Source organism: Subsaximicrobium wynnwilliamsii (assembly GCF_007997225.1).
GTDB classification, from domain to species: Bacteria; Bacteroidota; Bacteroidia; order Flavobacteriales; family Flavobacteriaceae; genus Psychroserpens; species Psychroserpens wynnwilliamsii.
Genome location: NZ_VORM01000012.1, coordinates 1 through 23,944 on the forward strand (window position 1 = coordinate 1; position 23,944 = coordinate 23,944).

Genomic DNA, 23,944 nt, shown 5'->3' on the forward strand with positions numbered 1-23,944 from the left:
AAATAGTCTGAAGTAAATTATCGAGTTTCCATAAAACAAGAAGCTGTTGGGGAAAACAACAGCAGCGGCGGTTAGACATAACAATATTGGTATTGCCATTTTTATTGAAGTGTCATGACTACCAACAAATGGCAATGCTATTTTTTCAGCTCTTTAGGCTTACCACCAACAATCTACGACCTGTTACATCAGCGTCATCAGCGTTCAATTTTTTGGAACACAGATGACGCAGATTATGCTGATACCCGCAGATTAAAAGTGGAGTTCTGTTACCATAAAACCGCGCAAATCTGCTAAATCAGCGTTATCAGCGTTCAATATTTTGGAACACAGATGACGCAGATTATGCTGATACCCGCAGATTAAAAAGGAGTTCCGTTATCATAAAACCGCGCAAATCTGTTACATCAGCGTCATCAGCGTTCAATTTTTTGGGACCCAGATGACGCAGATTTTGCTGATACCCGCAGATTAAACGCGGAGTTCTGCTATCATAAAACCGCGCAGATCTGTAACATCATTGTTATCAGCGTTCAATTTTTTTTGGAACACAGATGACACAGATTATGCTGATACCCGCAGATTAAAACGGGTTTCCGCTATCGTAAAACCACGCAACTCTGTTACATCAGCGTTATCAGCATTCAATTTTTTTTGGAACACAGATGACACAGATGACACAGATGACACAGATTATGCTGATACCCGCAGATTGGAAGCGGAGTTCCGCTACCATAAAACCGCGCAACTCTGTTACATCAGCGTCATCAGCGTTCAATTTTTTGGAACACAGATGACGCAGATTATGCTGATACCCGCAGATTGGAAGCGGAGTTCCGCTACCATAAAACCGCGCAAATCTGTTACATCAGCGTTATCAGCGTTCAATATTTTGGAACACAGATGACGCAGATTTTTGCTGATACCCTCAGATTAAAAACGGGTTTCCGCTACCATAAAACTGCGCAAATCTGTTAAATCAGCGTCATCAGCGTTCAATTTTTTTTGGAACCCAGATGACGCAGCTTTTGCTGATACCCGCAGATTAAAAAGGAGTTCCGCTACCATAAAACCGCGCAAATCTGTTACATCAGCGTTATCAGCGTTCAATTTTTTGGAACACAGACGACGCAGATTATGCTGATACCCGCAGATTGAAAGCGGGTTTCCGCTACCATAAAACCGCGCAAATCTGTTACATCAGCGTCATCAGCGTTCAATTTTTTTTGGAACCCAGATGACACAGATTTTGCGGATACCCGCAGATTGAAACGGAGTTCCGCTACCATAAAACCGCGCAAATCTGTTACATCAGCGTTATCAGCGTTCAATATTTTGGAACACAGACGACGCAGATTATGCTGATACCCGCAGATTGAAAGCGGGTTTCCGCTACCATAAAACCGCGCAAATCTGTTACATCTGTGTCATCAGCGTTCAATTTTTTTTGGAACCCAGATGACACAGATTTTGCGGATACCCGCAGATTGAAACGGAGTTCCGCTATCATAAAACTGCGTAAATCTGTTAAATCAGCGTTATCAGCGTTCAATATTTTGGAACACAGATGACGCAGATTATGCTGATACCCGCAGATTAAAAAGGAGTTCCGTTATCATAAAACCGCGCAAATCTGTTACATCAGCGTCATCAGCGTTCAATTTTTTTTGGAACCCAGATGACGCAGATTTTGCTGATACCCGCAGATTAAACGCGGAGTTCTGCTATCATAAAACCGCGCAGATCTGTAACATCATTGTTATCAGCGTTCAATTTTTTTTGGAACACAGATGACACAGATTATGCTGATACCCGCAGATTAAAACGGAGTTCCGCTATCATAAAACCGCGCAGATCTGTTACATCAGCGTCATCAGCGTTCAATATTTTGGAACACAGATGACACAGATTATGCTGATACCCGCAGATTAAATGCGGAGTTACGCTATCGTAGAACAGCACAAATCTGTTACAACCGCGTTATCAGCGTTCAATTTTTTGGAACACAGATGACGCAGATTTTTGCTGATACCCGCAGATTAAAACGGGTTTCCGCTATCATAAAACCACGCAACTCTGTTACATCAGACCTCACAGGTTTCCAAAACCTGTGAGGTCTTTTTGTTTTCTACGATCAAGCCAATTGATAAATGGGAAATTGAATGATTTAATAGTTCAAGTGAATCAAATATTGGGCAGTAAAAGCGTCAGGTTTTCGTAAAACCAGAAGATGTTGGTGGAAAACACCAACATCGGCGTCGCGAATCAAATAGTCTGAAGTAAATTAACGGGTTATTATAAAACAAGAAGCTGATGATGGAACATGCCAACATCTGCCGCGGTTGGATCAAACAATATTGGTATTGCCATTTTTATTGAAGTGTGATGTCTACCAGCAGATGGCAATGCTATTTTGTTCAGCTCTTTAGGCTTACCACCAACAATCTACGACCTGTTACATCAGCGTTATCAGCGTTCAATTTTTTTGGAACACAGATGACGCAGATTTTTTCTGATTCCCGCAGATTGAAAGCGGGTTTCCGCTACCATAAAACCGCTCAGATCTGTTGCATCAGCGTTATCAGCGTTCAATATTTTGGAACACAGATGACACAGATTATGCTGATACCCGCAGATTAAAAGCAGAGGTACGCTATCTTAAAACAGCACAAATCTGTTACATCAGACCTCACAGGTTTCCAAAACCTGTGAGGTCTTTTTGGTTTCTACGATCAAGCCAATTGATAAATGGGAAATTGAATGATTAAATAGCTCAAGTGCATTAAATGTTAGGAAGTAAAAGCGTCAGGTTTTCGTAAAACGAGAAGATGTTGGTGGAAAACACCAACATCGGCGTCGCGAATCAAATAGTCTGAAGTAAATTATCGAGTTTCCATAAAACAAAAAGATGTTGGTGGAAAACAACAGCAGCGGCGGTTAGACATAACAATATTGGTATTGCCATTTTTATTGAAGTGTCATGACTACCAACAGTTGGCAATGCTATTTTTTCAGCTCTTTAGGCTTACCACCAACAATCTACGACCTGTTACATCAGCGTCATCAGCGTTCAATTTTTTGGAACACAGATGACGCAGATTTTGCTGATACCCGCAGATTGGAAGCGGAGTTCCGTTATTATAAAACCGCGCAGATCTGTTACATCAGCGTCATCAGCGTTCAATATTTTGGAACACAGATTAAAAACAGCTTCTAATAGCCTAGTTTCTTCCGAACGCGCTCCAATACGGCATTGGCCACCAGTTTTGCTTTTTCAGCACCAATGGCCAAGGCTTCGTCAATTTCATGATGGTTGTTCATAAAATGGGTGTAGCGTTCACGAGGGGTTTCGAATTTGGTCAGGATCAATTCGTATAGCGCTTGCTTAGCGTGGCCATAACCGTAGTTTCCGTTTTCGTAATTGGCTTTCATGCTGCCAACTTCAGCTTCCGAAGCCAATAAACTGTAAATCGCAAAGCAATTACAGGTGCTCCAATTTTTAGCGGCTTCCAAAGGGGTGCTATCGGTTTCGATGGACATGATTTGCTTCCGTAGCTGTTTTTCTGGCAAGAACACGTTGATGTAGTTGCCCTTGCTCTTACTCATCTTCGCACCGTCGGTACCAGGGATAAGCATGGTGGATTCTTGAATCTTCCCTTCTGGAATCACAAAAGTATCGCCCATTTTAGCATGGAATCGCGAGGCCACATCTCGTGTGATTTCTATGTGTTGCATCTGGTCTTTCCCCACCGGAATGATTTCGGCATCATACAGTAAAATATCGGCAGCCATGAGCATGGGATAGCCAAAAAGTCCGGCATTGACATCTTCCAATCGATCTGACTTGTCTTTGAAACTATGCGCCAAAGTCAAACGTTGAAACGGAAAGAAGCAGCTCAAATACCAACTGAGCTCGGTAGTTTGTGGCACATCACTTTGCCTGTAAAACACCGTTTTTTCAATGTCCAACCCAAAAGCCAACCAGGTTGCTGCGGTAGAATAGGTGTTTTGCTTAAGCGTATCGGCATCTTTGATTTGGGTCAATGAATGGAGATCGGCAATAAATAAAAACGAGTCGTTCTTATCCGTTTTTGAAATTTCTATTGCCGGTAAAATTGCCCCCAGGATGTTCCCCAAGTGCGGTGTGCCGGTACTTTGTATGCCTGTTAGTATTCTTGCCATGTTTACTTCCCGCGCAGGCGGGAATCTTATTTTAATTAAACTATTTTTTCAGTCTTCAGTCGCAGTCTCCAGTCTCCAGTCCCAGTCCCAGTCGCAATAGCAGTCCAAGTAAAGTTCTTGCAATTTCAAGTCAACAAACTCTGCGCCCCTGCGCACAGGCAGGCAGGTCTGCGAGCAAATTCAATTTCAACCTCATCTTCGTCTTCCGTCTTCATCTTCAACTTCATCTTCAACTTCAACTTCAACTTCATTTTCGTCTCCCGTCTCCCGTCTTCATCTTCATCTTCATCTTCATCTTCAACTTCAACTTCATTTTCGTCTCCCGTCTTCATCTTCATCTTCATCTTCATCTTCGTCTTCGTCTTCCGTCTTCCGTCTTCCGTCTTCCCAAATCGTCAGCAAAGGTAATTTTTTTGCATCAAATGTTGAATTAAAATGAGTAGTTTTGAGCCTTATGAGAGTTTTGAAAATTATTTTTTGGGTCGTGTACCGTATTTGGTTCTACGTTTTGGTTGGCCTGCCAATTATTGTGCTGCTGCCTTTTTTGATGGTTTCCATCTTAAAGGAATCTTGGTATCCCTTCTTCTTTAAGTTGGCGCGATTGTGGGCCAGGTCCATTTTATTTGGGATGGGCTTTCGGGTAAAGATTGAAAGAGACGAGGTTCCAGACCCCAAAAAGAGTTATATGTTCATCGCCAACCACACCTCAATGGCCGATATCATGTTGATGTTGGTCACCGTAAAAAACCCATTTGTGTTTGTGGGGAAGGCAGAGTTGGTTAAAATTCCCTTGTTTGGGTTTTTCTATAAGCGGACTTGTATTTTGGTAGATCGCAACAATCCGCAGAGTAGGCAAGCGGTGTTCAAGAGGGCACAAAGACGGCTGCATCAAGGGCTTAGCATTTGCATTTTCCCCGAAGGAGGCGTGCCAGACGAACATGTTGTAATGGATAGTTTCAAGGATGGTGCCTTTAGATTGGCCATCAATCATCAAATCCCAATTGTGCCCATCGCCTTTGCCGATAATAAAAAACGCTTTTCCTTTACATTTCTAAGCGGAAGTCCGGGGCAAATGCGGGTCAAAATGTTGCCCTTTGTGGCGACTGAAGGCTTGACAAGCAAAGATGCAAAAACATTGAATCAAAAGCTGCGGGAAACCATATTCCAACAATTGAAGAAATTCCATTAAACCGAAAAAGCCGCTCTTGGCACAGAGCAGCTTTTCGTCGGTACTGCAATAAGATTGCAGTACCATCTAACCAACTAAAAAAACACTAACACTTAAAACTTAAAACTAAGTCCGGTATAAACACCAATAAAGAAAGGCTGAAAGTCGCCCGACGTATTGTTAAAGGTGTTTAATTGATATTTGAACGTAGGTTCAAGGTTTACTTTCAATTTTTTGCTAAGCTCATAGTCCAGGCCAATCCCGAAATTGGCACTATAGCTTAGATCGTTAACATTTGTGGCTTCGCCCATAAGGGTTTGGTTACCATTGGTTTCCACGGAAAAAATTTCGTTATTGTTTAAAAAAAAGGTGCTAAAACCACCAATAAGATTCAATCCCAGCTTGGTATTCAATACACTGTATTCAATTTCTATGGGCACTTCAATAAAGCCTAGGTTTTGATCTAGTGACACTTGCTCTTTGCTGAATAAAATATCTGGTGCTGAGGCAAAAGTCACATTTTTGGCGCTTAAAAAACTGTTATTGCTTTCGGCTGCGTTTAATTCAATGTTTGATAGTGAGGTTTGCGACCTTCCCAAGGTATTGGCGCTGTCAAAAATAAGTACATTGTTGGTTCTGTAGCCCAAATCGACTTTATTCATCCCAGCCCTGATTTTGAGTTTTTTGTTGATGGCATAACTGCCCTTGATACCATAACTTACATTCACATCGCCCTGCTTGGAGTTGTTCGCAAATTGGGCATCTAAGCTAGAACCACTGTTGCCTAATGAATTGAAATAAACAGGAGCCACATTTGGTGAAACGCTCCACTTGCTCTGTTGGGCTTCGTCTTCATCCTCAAGATCTTCAGGGTCATTTGCCAACGCAATGGCGGTTTCTATGGCGTTTTCTTCTTGGTTTTGCAGATTGTCTGTTAGCGTTTCCAAATTGTTTTTCGCTTCGGGATTAAAGGCTGCAATCCTGATTTTCGAAGCTGTATTTTCCTTTGAAACCAGCGCATTTGATTTTGAATCCTCAGCATCAGAATTTTCTACAGCTAATTTAGCTTCTGGATTCATTGGCTTTTGAGATTGTGCAATGGCTTCCGTTTGATTTATGGCAGCGCTTTTAAGCCTTGCTTCTTTCTGCGGAAGGGTTTGCTGCTGTGCTACTGCATTTTCAGATTGACCAGCGCTTTTCTTGGGTTCAGCTTTTTCTTCGGAAGCATTTGCAAGTGCATTTCTAGTGGTGGATGCCTCCCCATCTTTATTGGAGACCACAGCTGTGCTGCCCTGTGTTTCTTCGGAAGACTGCTGGTTGCCATTTGAAGCTGCTTCCGAAGCATTTTCAATAGTTTTGAGGCTGTCGGAATTGGTTTCAGTAGTTGCAACACGCTCTTGGGTTCCGTTTTTTGAAGAGAAATCACTTTGTTCTGAAGGATTTGCGTTTTGGCTATTGTCCGAATCGTTTTGTGCATTGGCATTCGAAGCATTTCGTCCTTCCGAAGCATTGGTGTCTGTATTGCTTTTGCTATCTACAATGGGGTTGTTCTTTATAGCGTTATTGTCGTTGTTGAAAACACCTTGGCCTACCGTAAACAACAGTGCCAAAAGGGCTGCAACCCCAGCGATTTTCAACCAGATAGGGATGATGCGACGTTTGCGCTTGTCTTTATGCAGTTCTTGTTCGATGTTTTTCCAAATGGCATCATCTGGGGTCACTTCAAAATCTTTGAACTGTTCCTTAAAGAGCTTGTCTATGTTCTTTTTTTCACTCATTATAAACTTTGCGAATTCGACTTCGCTTTGTACTGTTCTATTTTATCTTTTAAAATCGACCTTGCTCGCGCAAGATTGGATTTTGAGGTGCCAGTGGATATCTCGAGAAGGCTTGCAATCTCTTTGTGGGGATAGTCGTCCATCACATAGAGGTTGAACACCAAACGGTAGCGATCTGGCAATTCTTGGATGATGCCCAGTAAAAAATCAAGGCTAATGTTGTCATCATCCATCTCAATAGTGACCTCTTCAATTTGGTCTTCATTGACAATGTCAAATACACCAACGCTTCTATAGCGTTGCAAGGCGGTATTCACGGTTATGCGCTTGAGCCAGCCCTCAAAGGAGCCTTTGGCCTTAAATTGGTCTATTTTTTTAAAAATCGTGATAAATGCGTCTTGCAGGTTGTCTTCCGCTTCGGCATAATTACGCGAATACTTCAAGCAAATCGAAAACAGTTTACTCGCATATAGCTTATATATCTGGCTCTGAGCTTGCGTATCATTTCGCTTACAGTCGTCAATGAGTTGTTTTAAACTCACATGATTTAGGTATTAATTGATTTCTAATTTAATTAGTATTGACCGGTATTGCAATCTATATCTTTAATCCTTGTTGTTTGAAAAAGAAACAAGACTGTGAGAACAAAGAACAATCCCGAAAGCTTTCAGGATGATTGTATCTAGCTGACAAGCAGTTATAATTTGTATTGAAAATGCCATCTCACTCTCGCTAAAATTATTTCAAAAAAACAAGCTGTCAACTTGATAAGCTCTTAAACGCCCTGCCTCAAAAGGGTTTATTAGCTTTAATCACATTTAATCGGCCACTAATGATCTTTACTAAAAGTTCTAATCATTAAAAAAATTAGGCTTGCATAACAAAGCATTAAAAGTGAGTCCTAAATTGCTTACCGGCAGTTTTGCTCTTGATGCTTAACAACTATTCTACCACGGGAACTTCAACAATATAATAGGTGTCGTCGCCACTCTCATCTGTGCCTTGATAAAATCGGAACACATAAGGGTCTGTGCGTGTGACCTCAAAGTTAAAGGAAACTTCTACTTCCTCATCTTCGAGTTCCTCACAATTTTGTTCGGTATAAACGTTATTGATTATGGCAACGGTGCGTTCGTTTTCATTTATCTCATAATAAAAGTTGTGGAACACATGGCAGCTTGAAGGCCTAAAATAGGTCATTGATATCTCGTAAATGCCTCCAAACTCGAATTCCTCAGGAATAGTCACGCTCTCAATAGGCAAAATTTCTTGGTAAAAATTTGGAGTATCATCGTCTAAACTACAGGCGAATAAGGACATTGAAAGTACAACTAATAAAAAAATCTTTTTCATGTAATACTATTAAATAGGTTTTGTATCATTTATTAGATGCAATAGCTTTACAAAGGTTGCGTCAAAAACAAAAAAAATCCCAGAAGAGGGATTTTTTTTTGCTTTAGATCATTAATGTCCGATAAATGAAAATCAGATGGGCCTAATTATCAAATGTTTACGAATCAAGTCTTATGCCTGCCTGCCGGACAGGCAGGTCTTATGTCTTGAAGCGCAGCGGTCTTAAGTCTTTTTCGGACAACATTGATTTAGAAATATAAAAATACCCTGGTTGGAAAAAAGAATCCTACGTCTTACGTCCTACATCCTACGTCCTACGTCCCTTTCAAAAAGAGGTGTATGTTTTCTTTCTCAGAAATAGAACCTGTTAATTTTCTGGCTTGACTGCTTCCCTTACTTTTGCTTCCAGTTCATCCATCAATTCTGGATTGTCTTTAATCAAGGCTTTTACAGCATCTCTACCTTGGCCTAATTTGGTTTCGCCGTAACTAAACCAAGAACCACTTTTCTTGATGATTTCTTGTTCAACGGCAACATCTAAAATTTCTCCCACTTTTGAAATTCCCAGACCATACATAATGTCAAATTCAGCCATTTTAAATGGAGGTGCGACTTTATTCTTTACGACCTTAACTCTGGTCTTGTTGCCCATGACGCTGCCATCGGTCTCTTTGATTTGTGTGGAACGTCTAATGTCCAATCGAACGGAAGCATAAAATTTAAGCGCGTTACCACCGGTTGTGGTTTCGGGATTGCCAAACATCACTCCAATTTTTTCACGTAATTGGTTGATGAAGATCACGGTACACTTGGTTTTACTGATGGATCCTGTCAATTTTCTCAAGGCTTGAGACATGAGTCTTGCATGCAGTCCCATTTTAGAGTCACCCATTTCACCTTCAATTTCAGCTTTAGGTGTCAAAGCGGCTACCGAGTCAATTACTACAATGTCAATTGCTCCAGAACGAATCAAGTTATCTGTAATCTCCAAGGCTTGCTCTCCATTATCGGGTTGTGAAATGATGAGGTTGTCAATGTCCACACCCAATTTTTGGGCATAGGTACGGTCAAAAGCATGCTCTGCATCAATAAATGCTGCGATGCCTCCTGCTTTTTGCGCTTCGGCAATGGCGTGAAGCGTCAATGTGGTTTTACCAGACGATTCTGGTCCATATATTTCAATCACTCTTCCGCGAGGATAACCTCCAACACCCAAGGCGATATCCAAGCCCAAAGATCCCGATGAAATGGCTTCCACATCTACTACAGCTTGGTCGCTCATTTTCATGACCGTCCCTTTCCCGTAGGCTTTATCCAGTTTATCTAAGGTTAATTGAAGTGCTTTTAATTTAGCGTCTTTTTCACTGCTCATTTGTCTTGTTTTTTTGTATTAAAATGTCAGCTAAATTACAACATTCTTTAATTTCTTTGAGGCTATGACGCAACCTTTTTGAACTTTTCGCATCTACCAATTGTGATTGGGAAAGTTTGCTATGAAAAAGAAGACTTAAATAGTTCCAATTCCATTAAATCTAATTCCTTGTAAGAAATGAAATTTTTCAGGAAAATTGTTTTTAACAACGCATTAGGTGTTTCAGTTGCCATACATATAAATAGCAACTGTAAAGCCGATGGAGGCTAGCGCGTTATATATTTTTAAGTCACATTTAAAAATATTAATAACGAGTTAGTCCTCAGAAAAACCCTTCAGATCGTCTGAAGGGTTTTTTTTGCTTTAAATTCCAAATTCCAAATTCCAAATCCCAAACTCCAAACTCCAAACTCCAAATTCCAAATCCCAAATCCCAAACTCCAAACTCCAAACTCCAAACTCCAACTTGCTACCCACTACCAACTGAAGACTGATTTATAAATTTCTCGCAGACCTGCCTGCGGCAGTCAGGGGCGCAAAGCCCAATTCCCAATTTTAAATTACCTACTACCCACTACCCACTACCAACTGAAGACTGCAAACTGAGAACTGCCAACTGCCAACTGAGAACTGAGAACTGAGAACTATTTTTTTTCCCTACCTTTGCGCCCATTCATTTTTAACCTTAAAAACGTATAGCATGCAACTGTACAATACCTTAAGCGCTAAAGAAAGAGCAGAACTTATAGCTCAAGCGGGACAAGAACGCTTGACCCTCTCTTTTTACGCTTACGCCAAGATCAACGCTCCCAGAGCTTTTAGAAATCAGCTGTTCTTAGCTTGGAATCCTTTGGAGGTTCTGGGCAGGATTTACGTGGCACATGAAGGCATCAATGCCCAACTATCAGTCCCTGCGGAACATTTTCAGGACCTGAAAACCCATTTGGATAGCATTCCATTTTTAGAGGATGTGCGCATCAACATCGCCATTGAGCACGATAACTTCGCCTTTTTAAAGTTGAAGGTCAAAGTGCGCGATAAAATCGTTGCCGATGGTTTGGATGACGATACCTTTGACGTGACCAATAAAGGGATTCATGTGGATGCAGAAGCATTCAACAGCCTTATGGAGGATCCCAACACCATTTTGGTAGACATGCGAAACCACTATGAGAGTGAGATTGGCCATTTTAAAAATGCCATCACACCAAATGTGGATACCTTTAGGGAATCTTTGGATATCATTGAGGAAGACCTAAAAGACCATAAGGAAGATAAGAATCTGGTCATGTATTGCACGGGGGGTATTCGTTGTGAAAAGGCCAGTGCTTATTACAAACATAAAGGTTTTAAGAACGTATTTCAGCTGGAAGGCGGCATCATCCATTATGTGCGCCAAGTGGAAGCTGATCAAATGGAGAATAAATTTATTGGTAAGAATTTTGTGTTTGACCAACGCAGGTCTGAGCGAATATCAGATGATGTGATCGCCCATTGCCACCAGTGTGGACAACCTGCCGACACCCACGTGAACTGTGCCAATGATGCCTGCCACTTATTGTTTATCCAATGTGAGGATTGTCAACAAAAAATGGAAAACTGCTGTTCAAGCACCTGCATGGAAGTGAACCAATTGCCAAAAGACGAGCAAAAGGACATGCGAAAGGGGCAAGGCAACAGCAACGACATCTTTAAAAAAGGCCGGGCCGAGCATTTGTCTTACAAAAAGGATTTAAGAAATATTTTTGAGAATTTTCAGAAATAGCTTTTTTGGATTGACTTATGACAAAAGGACTTAAAACTTAATGACTTGAGTGTTTTGTTACAATGTTTAAAATTCGTCAATTGTCAATTGTCAATCGTCAATCGTCAATCGTCAATCGTCAATCCCAAATCCAAGCTTCATCCTTTCCTAATTTTTGAGGAGCTTTATGGTTTTTTGCTGTCCGTCATTGCCTTCCAAAGTGAGAAAATAAAGCCCTGCTGAAAGGGTTTCGAGATTGATGTGTTGTATCCCTTCCGAAATGTTAGAACTCCTTTTTATCATTTTGCCCAAAACATCAACCACGATGGCTTTAGTGACAGGAACTTTGGATCTGATCTGTAACACATCGTAAAAAGGATTTGGATAAACGGAAGTCTGCGAAAAGCTGGATTCATCAAGGTTGAGCGCATCGCTAACCGTGAAATTGGTAGTTTCGGTTTGGCCTTTAAAAGTAACTTCCCAAGTCCATTCGCCAACCGCATCCACCGGGAAAGACCAGTAATAATACCAAGAGGAGGCACTAGTCACCACAGTGATATTCCAGTCGTATAAGTAAGTGCCGTTTGGTCTAATGGCTTTGAGGTAAATAACATCGTCAACCACTTGGTCTCTCAAAAACGCGGTAAAGTAGATGGTGTCTGAAATATCAAATGCGCTACTTTCAAAAGTGGTTTCAGTGGTGGGACAGGTGGGAAAAAGATCTGGCACTTGCGAATGCGTCATCACGGCGTTGATGTTCGGTTTGAGATAAGGTTTTTGCTCCACCCACCAAGAGTCATTTCCGTTTAAGCTATTGCAGTCCCCGGCAAAAGGGTCAATCAATTGGGTGTAGCTGTTGTCTTCATAAACTTCAAAATGCAAATGTGGACCGGTTGAATTTCCTGAGCTGCCTACAATGCCTAAGTATTCACCCTCTGCCACCATATCACCAACAGATTTGGTGGTTAATGAACCGTTTTTCATGTGACCATACCAGGCCACGCTGCCATCACTGTGCTGCACATAGACCGCATTCCAAGGGTTGCTGTTAAAGTTACAGCTTCGGTCATATTGGCCATCACCTTTGGCGATAATCTGTCCGTCGGCAGCAGCAATGATCTCTGCACTGTCATCATCCATGAGTTTCCAAGGGAAAGGCCAAGTATAAATGTCAACGCCTTGATGGTTGTAACCCGCACTGGTATCGTAAGTAGTAGTGCCGCAATCGTAATCGGTAAGTTGGTTTGGGTAGGCAGCATTGTGATCTAAATAACCAGAAATACTCCAAACGTCATTAAAATCAATGCCATCTGCTTTTTGTACGGGCCATGAAAATAATACATGACCGTCTCTATGGGTTCCATTATAATTTAAGCGCTGCTCATTTTGAAGCATTGCTACATTGTTTTCAAGCTCTTGTATGATGCTTTTGCGGGCTTCGTTTGTGAGGCAAGGCGATTTTTCAGCATTGAAAACATACGCGCTTCCATTTACAGGCGTTTCTGGACTTTGAGCTTTTGCGATGTTAACGCCTAATAGCGCTAAGAGCAATATCGTAATTTGCGATTTCATAAGTCATGGGTTTTTGATTCATACCTGGTTACATCGTACTTGTTTGTAAATGTGAGCATTTCAAAATGTGAATTAGGCCAAAATAAAACAAACAATGGTTATTACAACGGTTTTTGTTGGGCAAACTCCTAAGATTATGCCAGGCGCAGTTTACACTACTCAATAAATAATCCTATCTTTACGCTTGAAAAATAAATTATTAATCTTCATTCAATACCTACTTTAGGCATTGAATTATATATAAAATTTCATGAGTTGTACGAGTTGCTCAACAAGTAAGGACGGACAACCAAAAGGATGCAAGAATAACGGAACCTGCGGCACAGATAGCTGCAATAAGTTAACTGTTTTTGATTGGTTGGCAAACATGTCCTTACCACAAGGCGAAGCCCCATTTATGGGCGTCGAGGTTCGTTTTAAGAACGGGAGAAAAGAATTTTATAAAAACACTGAGAATCTTACTCTAAGTATAGGTGATGTGGTTGCCACACAGGCCAAAGCTGGTCATGATGTGGGCATGGTCACGCTTACTGGAGAATTGGTAAGAATTCAAATGAAACGTAAGAAAGTGAGGCTCGACGACGAGGAAAACGTCTTGAAAATCTATCGTAAAGCCTCGCAAAGGGATATCGATATTTGGTCTGACGCTCGAGACAAAGAAGAGCCCATGAAGGTCAAGGCGAGACGCTTTGCCATTGATTTGAAACTTAAAATGAAAATCTCCGATATCGAATATCAAGGGGATGCCAGTAAGGCGACCTTTTATTATACTGCGGAAGAACGCGTTGATTTTAGGGAGCTTATCAAGTTGTTTGCCAGAGAGTTTAGAACCCGAATCGAGATGAAACAAGTCGGTTTTCGTCAGGAAGCTGCGCGATTGGGTGGGATTGGTTCCTGCGGAAGGGAATTGTGCTGCTCCACGTGGCTGACCGATTTTAGATCGGTAAGCACCTCTGCCGCAAGATACCAGCAATTATCCTTGAATCCGCTGAAGCTTGCCGGTCAATGTGGCAAACTAAAATGCTGCCTCAATTACGAACTCGATTCCTATTTAGACGCGCTTAAGGCTTTCCCTAAAAGTGACACCAAACTCTTTACCGAAAAAGGAAAAGCAGTATGCCAAAAAACCGATATTTTTAAAGGAGTGCTTTGGTATGCCTACGAGGGCGAATGGATGAACTGGCATGTGCTTACCACAGATCAAGCCAATGAAATCATTGATAAAAATATAAAACGTGAAAAGGTCACTAGCCTTGAAGAATATGCAGTAGACCTTGTTCAAGATACTAAAACCAGTTTTGAGAACGTTGTGGGTCAAGACAGTTTAACGCGTTTTGATAGTCCAAAACGCAACAAGAAACGTAAAAAGAAGAGCGGGAATCAACAAAACCGCAATAAGAAGCCTAGACCTGATGCAAAAAAGTAAGTTTTTCATTCTCATGTTCGTGAGTTCGCTCGTTTTTAGCTGTGACGATAAAAGAGTGTTTGACGAATACAAATCGGTTTCGGGAGCATGGGATAAAGACAGCGTGGTTGCATTCACAGTTACTGCACCAGATACCACCAACGCCTATAATTTATACGTCAACCTTCGCAACACTAACGATTACAAATACAGTAACTTATTCTTAATCGTTGAACTTAATTACCCTAACGGAAAAGCCATCAAAGACACCCTAAACTATACCATGACAAGACCAGATGGCAGTTTTTTGGGCACAGGCTTTACCGATGTGAAGGAAAATAAATTGTGGTATAAAGGCTATGAAGCCCCTTTTATGTTTGAAGAATCTGGAGACTATACCATCAACATCCAGCAGGCCATGAGACAAAACGGTATGGTCAATGGCATTCAAAAATTAGAGGGCATTACCGATGTTGGCTTTAGAGTGGAGCAGGCGTTAACAAATTGATTATGGCAAAAAAAACAGTCGCAAAAAAGAAGAACACTAACAAAGAAACTTCAGATTTTGCAAAATACATTAGAAGCTTTTGGCTCCTTTTCGCAGGAGCGATCCTGGCATTCTTTTCAATGTTCCTTTTGGCCTCTTGGGGGCTTTTGGGCGAAATGCCAGATTATACCATCCTCGAGAATCCGAAGACCTTTTTGGCCACCGAGATCATTTCTTCAGATAATAAAACGCTTGGTAAATTCTACCTAGACGATAATAGAACCCCAGTTGATTACAACGAATTGCCAAAAAACCTGGTAGAGGCGCTCGTCGCTACCGAAGATATTAGGTATTATGAGCATTCCGGGATCGATTTCCGTGGCACTTTGAGAGCCGTTGTAAAGCTAGGTGCCGGCGGTGGTGCGAGTACCATTTCCCAGCAATTGGCGAAACAGCTGTTTACAAAACAAGTGTCTTCCAACAAATTTCAACGTTTATTTCAGAAAGTAAGAGAGTGGGTCATAGCCATACGCTTGGAGCGACAATACACCAAGGAAGAGATCATTGCCATGTATTTCAATATCTATGACTTCGGAAACAATGCCGATGGTATTAGATCTGCTTCACGCATTTACTTCGGAAAAGAACCCATTGAATTGGATCTTAAGGAAGCTGCCATGTTGGTAGGGATGTTCAAGAATTCATCGCTTTACAATCCCATTCCTTCCAGAAATCCGGAAGGCACCAAGAACCGACGCAATGTGGTCTTGAACCAAATGGAGAAATACGAGTACATCAACCAAAAGACTGAAGATAGCCTTAGAAGTACCGGTTTGGATTTACAGTTTTCGCCAGAATCCCATCGCGAAGGTTCCGCCACTTATTTTAGGGCCTTTCTAGACAAATTTATGAAAGATTGGATCAGGGAGAATCCAAAACCCAATGGTGAGAAATACAACCTCTATAACGACGGACTCAAAATCTACACCACCATAGATTCCAGAATGCAGATGCACGCTGAAGATGCTGTGACAAGGCACATGCCTAGGTTACAAGCCGAATTTTTCAAGCAGAACACACCTGATCGCAATAAAACAGCGCCATTTTTAGAGCTCAATGCCAGCGAGATAGAAGATTTGATGAACCGAAGCATGCAGCGCTCTGAGCGCTGGCGTATCATGAAAGTGCAAGGCAAGACCAATGAAGAAATTCGTGAATCCTTTGAAGTGCCAACCCAAATGAGCGTTTTTGCTTGGGTTGATGGCAAGGCCAGTGAGATCGATACCATTATGAAACCCATTGATTCCATGCGGTATTACAAATCCTTCCTGCAACCAGGCATGATGAGTATGGATCCGCTAACAGGCCACGTCAAAGCTTGGGTAGGTGGGATGAATTACAGGCATTTTCAGTATGACCATGTCAATCAAGGCAAGCGCCAAGTGGGCTCTACCTTCAAACCTTTCGTCTATGCAACCGCCATAGACCAATTGCATCTTTCCCCTTGTGACACCATACCAAGACAACAAATTACCATTGAGGCCGATAAGTTTGGAAATCCGTTACCATGGACCGCAAAAAACTCCGATGGAAAATACGGTGGCTTCGTAACCCTTAAATATGCTTTGGCACATTCCATAAATACCGTGACTGCACGTTTAATGGATAAAGTAGGCCCGCAACCTGTGGCCGATATGGCTAGGAACTTAGGTGTAGAGAGCAACATACCCGCCGTGCCTGCCATTGCCTTGGGAACGCCAGATATTAGTGTTTATGAGATGGTGGCAGCCTATTCCACATTTGCAAACAAAGGGGTTTACAACAAGCCTGTGATGGTCACGCGTATCGAAGACAAAAACGGAACCGTGTTGTATCAATTTGTGCCAGAAACCAGAGACGTGCTTAGTGATGAAGTGGCCTACACCACCGTCAAACTTATGGAGGGTGTAGTAGAAAGCGGTTCGGGTGCTAGACTGCAACGCTCTTGGGATCCAGACTCTGGTATCTATAAAGAAATCATGACCGGTTATCCCTATGAGCTTAAAAACCCAATTGCCGGAAAAACAGGAACCACCCAGAATCAAAGTGATGGTTGGTTTATGGGCATGGTGCCCAACTTGGTTACCGGTGTTTGGGTAGGTGCTGAAGACCGTGCAGCGCATTTCAAAAGCATTACTTATGGTCAAGGTGCGTCAATGGCCTTGCCAATTTGGGGCTTGTACATGAAAGCCTGCTATGCCGATGAAGAACTCAACATATCTCAAGAACCTTTTGAAAGGCCTGAAAATCTATCGATTGAAGTCGATTGCAGCAAGGTTCCAACCGGTACTGAGGAGGTCGTTGATCCTTCCGATGAGTTGGAAGGCGTCTTGGACTTTTAGAAATAGCCATTTGAATACTAATAGCGAAGGCCATTCATTTTGAATGGCTTTTTTTGTAAACGGAATTTTTTAGATGCATTTACTGTGTTGTATTACTCATCAAGATTGGTCTGCTTTCCGAAGCTAAAAATAACCTTGGCTTTAACTTAAGCGCCAAAGCGCTGCGAAAGGGTTTTGTTTTTCTATTTTTGAAATACATAGTTCTAATTTCCAAACGATGTCTGTTCTAAAAAATGGCAGGACACAAAAGAGTTTCCGCAGTTTTAATAAAATTAGGTTTATACAAATAGTACCCAATTAATCATAGGTGTAGGTAAGATTTAAATTCGAATTCTAATGAAACATTTGCTAATTATTATTATTATTTTATTGAACTATCCGTTATCTGCCCAAGTGAAAAGTGGTTTTTTAACCTACGGCGAGTCTATAGTGCACGCCCCAGTAGACACCTCTAAAATTAAGGACAGACAAGTAAAAGAAATTATTGCACAGCAGAATTCAGCAATAGAGCAGGCCTTATCATCTGATTCAGACTTGTATGAATTGAGCTTTAACAGACAGGAAGCCAATTTTCAAGTTATTCCTTTTGTTGAAAATGACATAAATCCATATTTGAAAAGAGCAGTTTCGCCAGGTATTTATTATAGCAATTTGAAAGAGGATTTTAAGCTTCATCAATTATTTGCTTATGATGATTATTACCTGATAAGGCAGAATGCCAACGTTTACGTTTGGAACATATCAAAGGAGAAAAAGAAAATTGGCGATTATACGTGCTACAAGGCTACAACTACCATAGAAAATGGTAGAACTATTAAAACAGAGATTACTGCTTGGTTTACTCCAGAGATCCCTTTCCGGTTTGGGCCTAAAAACTATGGAGGGTTGCCAGGTTTGATTTTGGCTTTAGAAGAAAGAGGACATTATTTTTATGCTAAAAAGATTGTTCTAAAACAAGAAGAGAAAAAAGTAAAGATTCCACATAAAGGGAAGCAAGTTAGTCAAACAGAATTTACAGAAATAGGTAGGGCTGTTATGAAACAAATGAAAGGGGAAGATTAATTCCAGCAAATGGGAATGATGTTTATTTATGAAATTTTGCTAGATGTTAAAAAGGCTGCTTGTTTTAATACTGTTCTTAATTTCCTGTGTGTCGTTACATTCACAAAATATTGAAGTTTCTGGACGAGTCACAGACACCATCGAATCTCCCTTATATTACGCCAACATCCCAGCCATCCCAGATGCAGATGACCAAAAGCTGCGTTTTGCTGTTTTAGATGTCATTGATAATTTCAAATAAATTCAGTTTAAATGAAATTTTAACAGTTTTCGAAAAACAACCACCTATAAACCCTAGGGTTTCAAGCTTATTTTAAACCACCAAATTTTAAAATGTTAAATTCTACCGTTTTTAGACCTCCAAATTACGGTTTTACCGTACTCTTGATATTTGGTCTAGCTTCGCGAGCTAAATAACTTATTAACAATTAATTAAGTTAAAATTCAACCTAAAAAGGGTTGCAAAAACGTTTTTTTTATTCGATTTTTGAATCGTTGAAAATAGTTTATTGGATCATTTGCAAAGTCGCCCATAGATTATTCAAGACAAATTAGATTGACCTAAAAATCAAGCTTGTTTATTTTTATTTTGACAAGACTTTGCGACTTACCAATGGCTTTGCAACCTAGACTTTGTGATTTTTAGACTTTGCGGTATAATTAAATATGAACCAGCCTGTGTAAACTAATAACATGGGTTTAAAATTTAGAAATTATGAAAAAAAAAGATATTTAGCCTTATGGCTGCGGTTTTACTCGTATGTAGTTCCTTAAATGCTAATGCAGTTGTAAAACAGGATGCGGGTTGTTTCGAAGGTGCTGATTTAGCGGCATCTGCCTTAGGAGGTTTGTATGGTTATTCGTATTATCAAGAGTATTTACTTTTCAATGCTTTATACGATAACTGCGAATCAAATGGAGGATGGGATTAACATTTAATTAACTATCAGTAGTTAAGGCTACTGATAGTTATAATTCGATAACTTATGAAAGAGAAATTAATTATACTAATACTTTTAATTACTCATTGTAGTATTGGGCAATCATTGAGTGGATACGCAGATTACAATAAAAAGTCAATTGTCAATGATTCCTTATTAAAAAACAATGATGATATTGATCCTGAAATAGTTAGAACAATTCAAAAAGCGAGCAATAATTTAGAAAAAACAAATTACAGACTCTATTTCAATGATTTAATTGGTAAATATGAGAAAATAAAATCTTTATCTTCAGATAGTGAAAGTAAATTGTCTATTAATATGTCAAAACTTTTATCGGGCTTTATTGGTAACTCTGCATTCTACAGTAAAAAAGATAGAATTATTATAATTACAGAAGAAATTTACGGAGAAAAAATTCTGATCAAAACCAGTTTTGATAGTTTAAATTGGAAATTAACTAACGATACCAAAATTATAAGTAATCTGACTTGTTACAAAGCAAAAACAAAAAAAAGTGTAGAAGGTAGATCCGGAAAAAAAGTTATAGAGATTATAGCGTGGTACGCACCAGAAATTAATCTACCTTATGGTCCAGATGGTTATGGTGGACTCCCAGGTTTAATTGTTCAATTACAAAAGGAAAATATTATTACATTCTTAAAAAAGATTGAATTCCAAGATGAGATGATGAAGTTGAAGTTACCTAATAAAGGGAGAGTTATGACTGAAACTGAGTTTAATGCTCTTATGAAGGATGCTGTAATTAATCGAAGAAAACACTACAGGAAGAATTGATACGGAAAATTAGGCTAATAAATAATTTTTATGCTATTATCTTAATGATTAGAAATAGTATTTTTATTCTCATATTATTACATTTTTCTAATTCATATTCTCAACAAATTGAAGGAAAAATTATATACAAAAGCAAAATTGAAAAAGTTACTGATAAAGAAAATTCAGCTTTAAATGCCTTAAATAGAGTAATTGAAAATAACGATTATGCTGATTTTGAATTATCCTTTAAAAATAATGAAACCCTATTTAAAATTGCTCCAAATTTAGAGCAAGGGGATAATGAATTGAATTTGTCCAAAATATTGTTAGGTGCGAGGTATATATTTTATAGTAATAATCAAAAGCATGAGATGTTCTATCAATTAGAAGCATATGGCGCTTTTTTCCTTATTAGTTACGAATCAATTAAATGGGAGTTAACTAAGGATAGCAAAAAAATAGGAGATTACAATTGCTACAAAGCTACAACTACTAAAAAAGTGAGAAATAGCAGGGGCGTTTTTGAACATAAAGTTACTGCCTGGTACACACCCGAAATTCCAATTTCTATTGGTCCTAAAGGATATCATGGACTACCTGGGTTGGTTTTAGAGTTGCGAGAAAAAAATAAAGTTTATGTTGCCAAAAATATAAATTTAAATAATTTGGAGGAAAACATAACCATTCCAACGAAAGGAAGAAAAATATCACAATACGATTTTGATAACATTGGAATAGAAATGGATGAAGCTAGACAAAGAGACTAAAAATTTAGCGAATGTTCTGGGTCGTTTGGTTCTTATTATTTTACCATTTTTATCACTTAATAGTCAAAACATTGTTGTGTCAGGTCAAATAACAGACACCCTGCAAACCCCTCTATCCTACGCCAACATCCTAGCCATCCCAGATGCAGATGACCAAGAGGTGCGTTTTGCAATTACAGAAGCCGATGGTAGCTATAAACTTGGGCTTGCCAAAAACCAGAGTTACAAAGTGACCGTGAGCTATTTGGGCTATAGCTCCCAAATTTTGGAGATTACCACTACCGAGGAAGATATCATTAAAAGCTTTATACTTCAAGAAAACCCTGATCAGCTCAATGAGGTCGAGCTCAACTATACGCCTCCAATTTCAGTAAAGAAAGATACCATTACCTACAACGTCGATAGCTTTAAAACCGGGGAGGAACGCAAATTGAGAGATGTGCTTAAAAAGCTGCCTGGCGTGGAGGTTGATAGAGATGGTAACGTTACGGTGCAAGGCAAAAAGGTAACTAAGGTGCTGGTGGAGAACAAGACCTTTTTTACAGGCGATAGTAAATTGGCGGTCAACAACATCCCTGCCGATGCGGTTGACCAAGTTGTGGTGCTTGACAATTACAACGAAGTCGCCATGCTCAAGGGGCTTCAGGACAGCGACGATATGGCCATGAACATCAAGCTCAAGGAAGACAAAAAGAAGTTTGCCTTTGGCGATGTAGAAGTTGGCGCTGGCATCAAAGATCGCTATCTCATACATCCCAACCTGTTCTATTACAGTCCGAAGACCAACATCAATTTTATCGGCGACCTTAATAACCGCGGTGTCAAAAGTTTTACCTTTAGGGATTATCTGGAGTTTGAGGGCGGTTTTGGTAAGCTGTTGGAAGATACTGGTAATTATTTCAGCCTTTATAATAGTGATTTTGCCCAATACCTCAATAACCAGGATTTCAAGTCCAACACCAACCAATTTGGCGCTTTGAACATTAGACAGGCCATCAACTCTAAAACCGATATTAGTGGTTACATCATTACTTCCAACTCAAAAACCGAAACCGAGAGCAGCACTTTAAACGAATACCTCAATTTTACGGAGCCTTTTGTTGAAGAGCGTAACATCAATAATACACTACGTAACTTCTTTACCATAGCAAAAATCACGCTGGATTACGACCCAAGCTATGATGAGGATTTGGCCTATAACAGTTTTGTGAAACTCAGCAATAATGACAGCAACGGTTTGATTGCGACCATTAACCCAACCCAAAGCAACCGCATCAATACCAGGACCGATGTTACAGGTATTAATTTGAAACAGAACCTGAGTTACAGTAGAAAATTATCCACAAACCACACCGCCACTTTGGAGGCCACCTACGAATTTCAAAATGACAAACCCTTGACCGAGTGGCTTACCAACCGACAAATCCTGCAGGGCTTGATTCCGTTGGAAGATGATGTGGTTTATAACATACTGCAAACCAAACACTCCAATGCGCATAACGTCAACGCCATTGTAAAAGACTATTGGGTGCTCAATAATTTCAACCATCTCTATGCCAGTGTTGGTGTTAATGCTGCCTTTACCCATTTTGAAAATCAAGATGTGCAACTGTTGAGTGATGGAAGCGTTAATAATTTCAGTTCCGCAGGTTTTGGCAACGACTTTGGCTATGATTTTATAAATACCTTTGTTGGTTTTGAGTATAAATTCCAGATTGGTATCGCCACTTTTAAACCCATGTTGTATTACAATTTTTACAAGTGGAACACCAAACAATTTGACGAGCGCTTTTCCAACCAAAAAGCACTCTTGCTGCCAAAATTTACCACAAAGGTGGAATTCAACAACAGTGAAAAATTGAATTTTAGATACCAGCTAAATGCGCGCTTCCCAAGTATCGATCGCTTGGCCAATAATTTTGTGCTATCCAGTTTCAACTCGGTGTTTAAGGGCGACACTACTTTAGACAATCAATTGTATCATTCGGTCAATTTGAGTTATTACAAATTCAGTCTGTTCAAAAACCTCAATTTCAATATCAATTCCAGCTATAATAAAAAAATAAAATCGTTTAAGACTGTGACTCAATTACAGGGGATTGAGCAGTTTTCCACCGCCATACTTTTTGACAGACCCGAGCAGAGTTGGATGTTAAGCAGTCGATTTTCCAAAAAAATCAAGAAGCTCAAGTACAATTTCAGTGCACGATATAGCTATACTGATTTTTACCAGTTGCTCAACGGCCAAACCAATCTCAACATTTCAAAGTCGCTGTCATCAACGCTTAGTATAGAGACCTCATTTAAAGAGCATCCCAATGTTGAAGTCGGTTATACAAAGGATTTCAATAATTACAGGGCATTTGGAGCGCCTAATAATTTTGAAAACGATCGCTTTTTCATCAACTTGGATTATGACTTTTTGGAGAATTTTATCCTCAAGGCCGATTATAGTTTTGATGCCTATAACAACAAGAGCGCCAACATCAAGAATACCTTTGATACTGCAAATGCTTCGCTGTTCTATCAGCTTGAGGACAGTCCCTGGGGCTTTGAAATCAATGCCAGCAATCTATTTGATGTGGGTTTTAAGCAACAGAACAACTTTAACAGCTTTGTGATTAGTGATAGCAAGACCTTTATACTTCCTAGGATTATCATGTTCAAGCTGGCTTATAAGCTGTGAAATCGAGTTTGAGGGTCAATTATCTTTTCTTGCAAGGTTTTCACAAACTTGAAAGTCTTTTCGAATTTCTGAGTCATACCTACAAGGTCTAAAAAAAGACCTTGCAGGATATACAATAGCTATATGAAATTAGTACTGAGCGAAGTTTGAGAACGTGATTCAGTTTTATAGGGCCGAATTTATACAGAAAAATACCTTTGGTGTGTTCAATATCTTCCGTTTTCAAAGTCAAGACTTCAATAATTTCCAAATCCCTCTTTTATTTC

At 39.9% G+C, this 23,944-nt stretch carries 19 protein-coding genes; 11 read left to right on the forward strand and 8 right to left on the reverse strand.

What is annotated here, in order from left to right; genetic code table 11:
* Positions 1–933: 933 nt before the first annotated feature.
* From ESY88_RS21025 to ESY88_RS21445, 3 genes are all read right to left on the reverse strand, one after another.
* A complete protein-coding gene (locus ESY88_RS21025; protein ID WP_189702586.1) occupies positions 934–1,110 on the reverse strand; it encodes a hypothetical protein in 177 nt (58 codons plus the stop codon).
* A gap of 2,103 nt (positions 1,111–3,213) precedes the next feature.
* Complete coding sequence (gene trpS, locus ESY88_RS11185) at positions 3,214–4,182, reverse strand: tryptophan--tRNA ligase (protein ID WP_147086008.1); 969 nt, start codon at positions 4,180–4,182, stop codon at positions 3,214–3,216.
* 125 nt (positions 4,183–4,307) lie between these two features.
* Positions 4,308–4,514 carry a hypothetical protein gene (locus ESY88_RS21445; RefSeq protein ID WP_223270803.1) on the reverse strand — a complete coding sequence of 69 codons (207 nt, stop codon included), beginning with the start codon at positions 4,512–4,514 and terminating at the stop codon, positions 4,308–4,310.
* A 122-nt stretch (positions 4,515–4,636) separates the two neighbouring features.
* On the opposite strand from ESY88_RS21445, the gene ESY88_RS11195 reads away from it, so the two are divergent.
* Complete coding sequence (locus tag ESY88_RS11195) at positions 4,637–5,371, forward strand: lysophospholipid acyltransferase family protein (protein WP_147086087.1); 735 nt, start codon at positions 4,637–4,639, stop codon at positions 5,369–5,371.
* A 92-nt stretch (positions 5,372–5,463) separates the two neighbouring features.
* On the opposite strand, the gene ESY88_RS11200 is transcribed toward ESY88_RS11195, so the two are convergent.
* From ESY88_RS11200 to recA, 4 genes are all read right to left on the reverse strand, one after another.
* Positions 5,464–7,128, reverse strand: coding sequence for a hypothetical protein (locus tag ESY88_RS11200; protein ID WP_147086007.1), 1,665 nt, complete (start codon positions 7,126–7,128; stop codon positions 5,464–5,466).
* On the reverse strand, positions 7,128–7,670 hold the full coding sequence (locus tag ESY88_RS11205; RefSeq protein WP_147086006.1) for an RNA polymerase sigma factor: 543 nt from the start codon (positions 7,668–7,670) through the stop codon (positions 7,128–7,130). The genes ESY88_RS11200 and ESY88_RS11205 overlap by 1 nt, the downstream gene beginning before the upstream one ends.
* A 400-nt stretch (positions 7,671–8,070) precedes the next feature.
* Positions 8,071–8,481 (reverse strand): hypothetical protein, encoded by a 411-nt coding sequence (locus tag ESY88_RS11210; RefSeq protein ID WP_147086005.1) that lies wholly within the window; start codon positions 8,479–8,481, stop codon positions 8,071–8,073.
* A 367-nt stretch (positions 8,482–8,848) separates the two neighbouring features.
* Entirely contained in the window at positions 8,849–9,853 is a 1,005-nt protein-coding gene (gene recA / locus ESY88_RS11215; RefSeq protein WP_147086004.1) for a recombinase RecA, read from the reverse strand.
* A 700-nt stretch (positions 9,854–10,553) separates the two neighbouring features.
* Here recA and trhO point away from each other — a divergent pair.
* Positions 10,554–11,618 (forward strand): oxygen-dependent tRNA uridine(34) hydroxylase TrhO, encoded by a 1,065-nt coding sequence (gene trhO, locus ESY88_RS11225; RefSeq protein WP_147086003.1) that lies wholly within the window; start codon positions 10,554–10,556, stop codon positions 11,616–11,618.
* Between the two features lie 147 nt (positions 11,619–11,765).
* On the opposite strand, the gene ESY88_RS11230 is transcribed toward trhO, so the two are convergent.
* A complete protein-coding gene (locus ESY88_RS11230) occupies positions 11,766–13,169 on the reverse strand; it encodes a peptidoglycan DD-metalloendopeptidase family protein (protein WP_147086002.1) in 1,404 nt (467 codons plus the stop codon).
* Positions 13,170–13,419: 250 nt separating this feature from the next.
* Here ESY88_RS11230 and ESY88_RS11235 point away from each other — a divergent pair, with 250 nt between their 5' ends.
* The 9 genes from ESY88_RS11235 to ESY88_RS11270 all read left to right on the forward strand — a co-directional run bounded on the left by ESY88_RS11235 (position 13,420) and on the right by ESY88_RS11270 (position 23,678).
* Positions 13,420–14,595 (forward strand): PSP1 domain-containing protein, encoded by a 1,176-nt coding sequence (locus ESY88_RS11235; RefSeq protein WP_147086001.1) that lies wholly within the window; start codon positions 13,420–13,422, stop codon positions 14,593–14,595.
* Positions 14,582–15,082 carry a gliding motility lipoprotein GldH gene (locus tag ESY88_RS11240; protein ID WP_147086000.1) on the forward strand — a complete coding sequence of 167 codons (501 nt, stop codon included), beginning with the start codon at positions 14,582–14,584 and terminating at the stop codon, positions 15,080–15,082. The genes ESY88_RS11235 and ESY88_RS11240 overlap by 14 nt, the downstream gene beginning before the upstream one ends.
* 2 nt (positions 15,083–15,084) lie before the next feature.
* Positions 15,085–17,442, forward strand: coding sequence for a penicillin-binding protein 1A (locus tag ESY88_RS11245; protein ID WP_147085999.1), 2,358 nt, complete (start codon positions 15,085–15,087; stop codon positions 17,440–17,442).
* 336 nt (positions 17,443–17,778) lie between these two features.
* Complete coding sequence (locus ESY88_RS11250) at positions 17,779–18,504, forward strand: GLPGLI family protein (RefSeq protein ID WP_147085998.1); 726 nt, start codon at positions 17,779–17,781, stop codon at positions 18,502–18,504.
* 88 nt (positions 18,505–18,592) lie between these two features.
* The gene (locus ESY88_RS21030; RefSeq protein ID WP_189702587.1) at positions 18,593–18,745 is read left to right on the forward strand and encodes a hypothetical protein; all 153 of its coding nucleotides are present in this window, start codon (positions 18,593–18,595) and stop codon (positions 18,743–18,745) included.
* Between the two features lie 499 nt (positions 18,746–19,244).
* Positions 19,245–19,436 (forward strand): hypothetical protein, encoded by a 192-nt coding sequence (locus tag ESY88_RS11255; protein WP_147085997.1) that lies wholly within the window; start codon positions 19,245–19,247, stop codon positions 19,434–19,436.
* Between the two features lie 54 nt (positions 19,437–19,490).
* Positions 19,491–20,243 carry a GLPGLI family protein gene (locus tag ESY88_RS11260; protein WP_147085996.1) on the forward strand — a complete coding sequence of 251 codons (753 nt, stop codon included), beginning with the start codon at positions 19,491–19,493 and terminating at the stop codon, positions 20,241–20,243.
* A gap of 44 nt (positions 20,244–20,287) precedes the next feature.
* Positions 20,288–20,992 carry a GLPGLI family protein gene (locus ESY88_RS11265; RefSeq protein WP_147085995.1) on the forward strand — a complete coding sequence of 235 codons (705 nt, stop codon included), beginning with the start codon at positions 20,288–20,290 and terminating at the stop codon, positions 20,990–20,992.
* Positions 20,970–23,678 carry a carboxypeptidase regulatory-like domain-containing protein gene (locus ESY88_RS11270; protein WP_147085994.1) on the forward strand — a complete coding sequence of 903 codons (2,709 nt, stop codon included), beginning with the start codon at positions 20,970–20,972 and terminating at the stop codon, positions 23,676–23,678. Before ESY88_RS11265 ends, ESY88_RS11270 begins: the two co-directional genes overlap by 23 nt.
* The last annotated feature ends 266 nt before the right edge of the window (positions 23,679–23,944 follow it).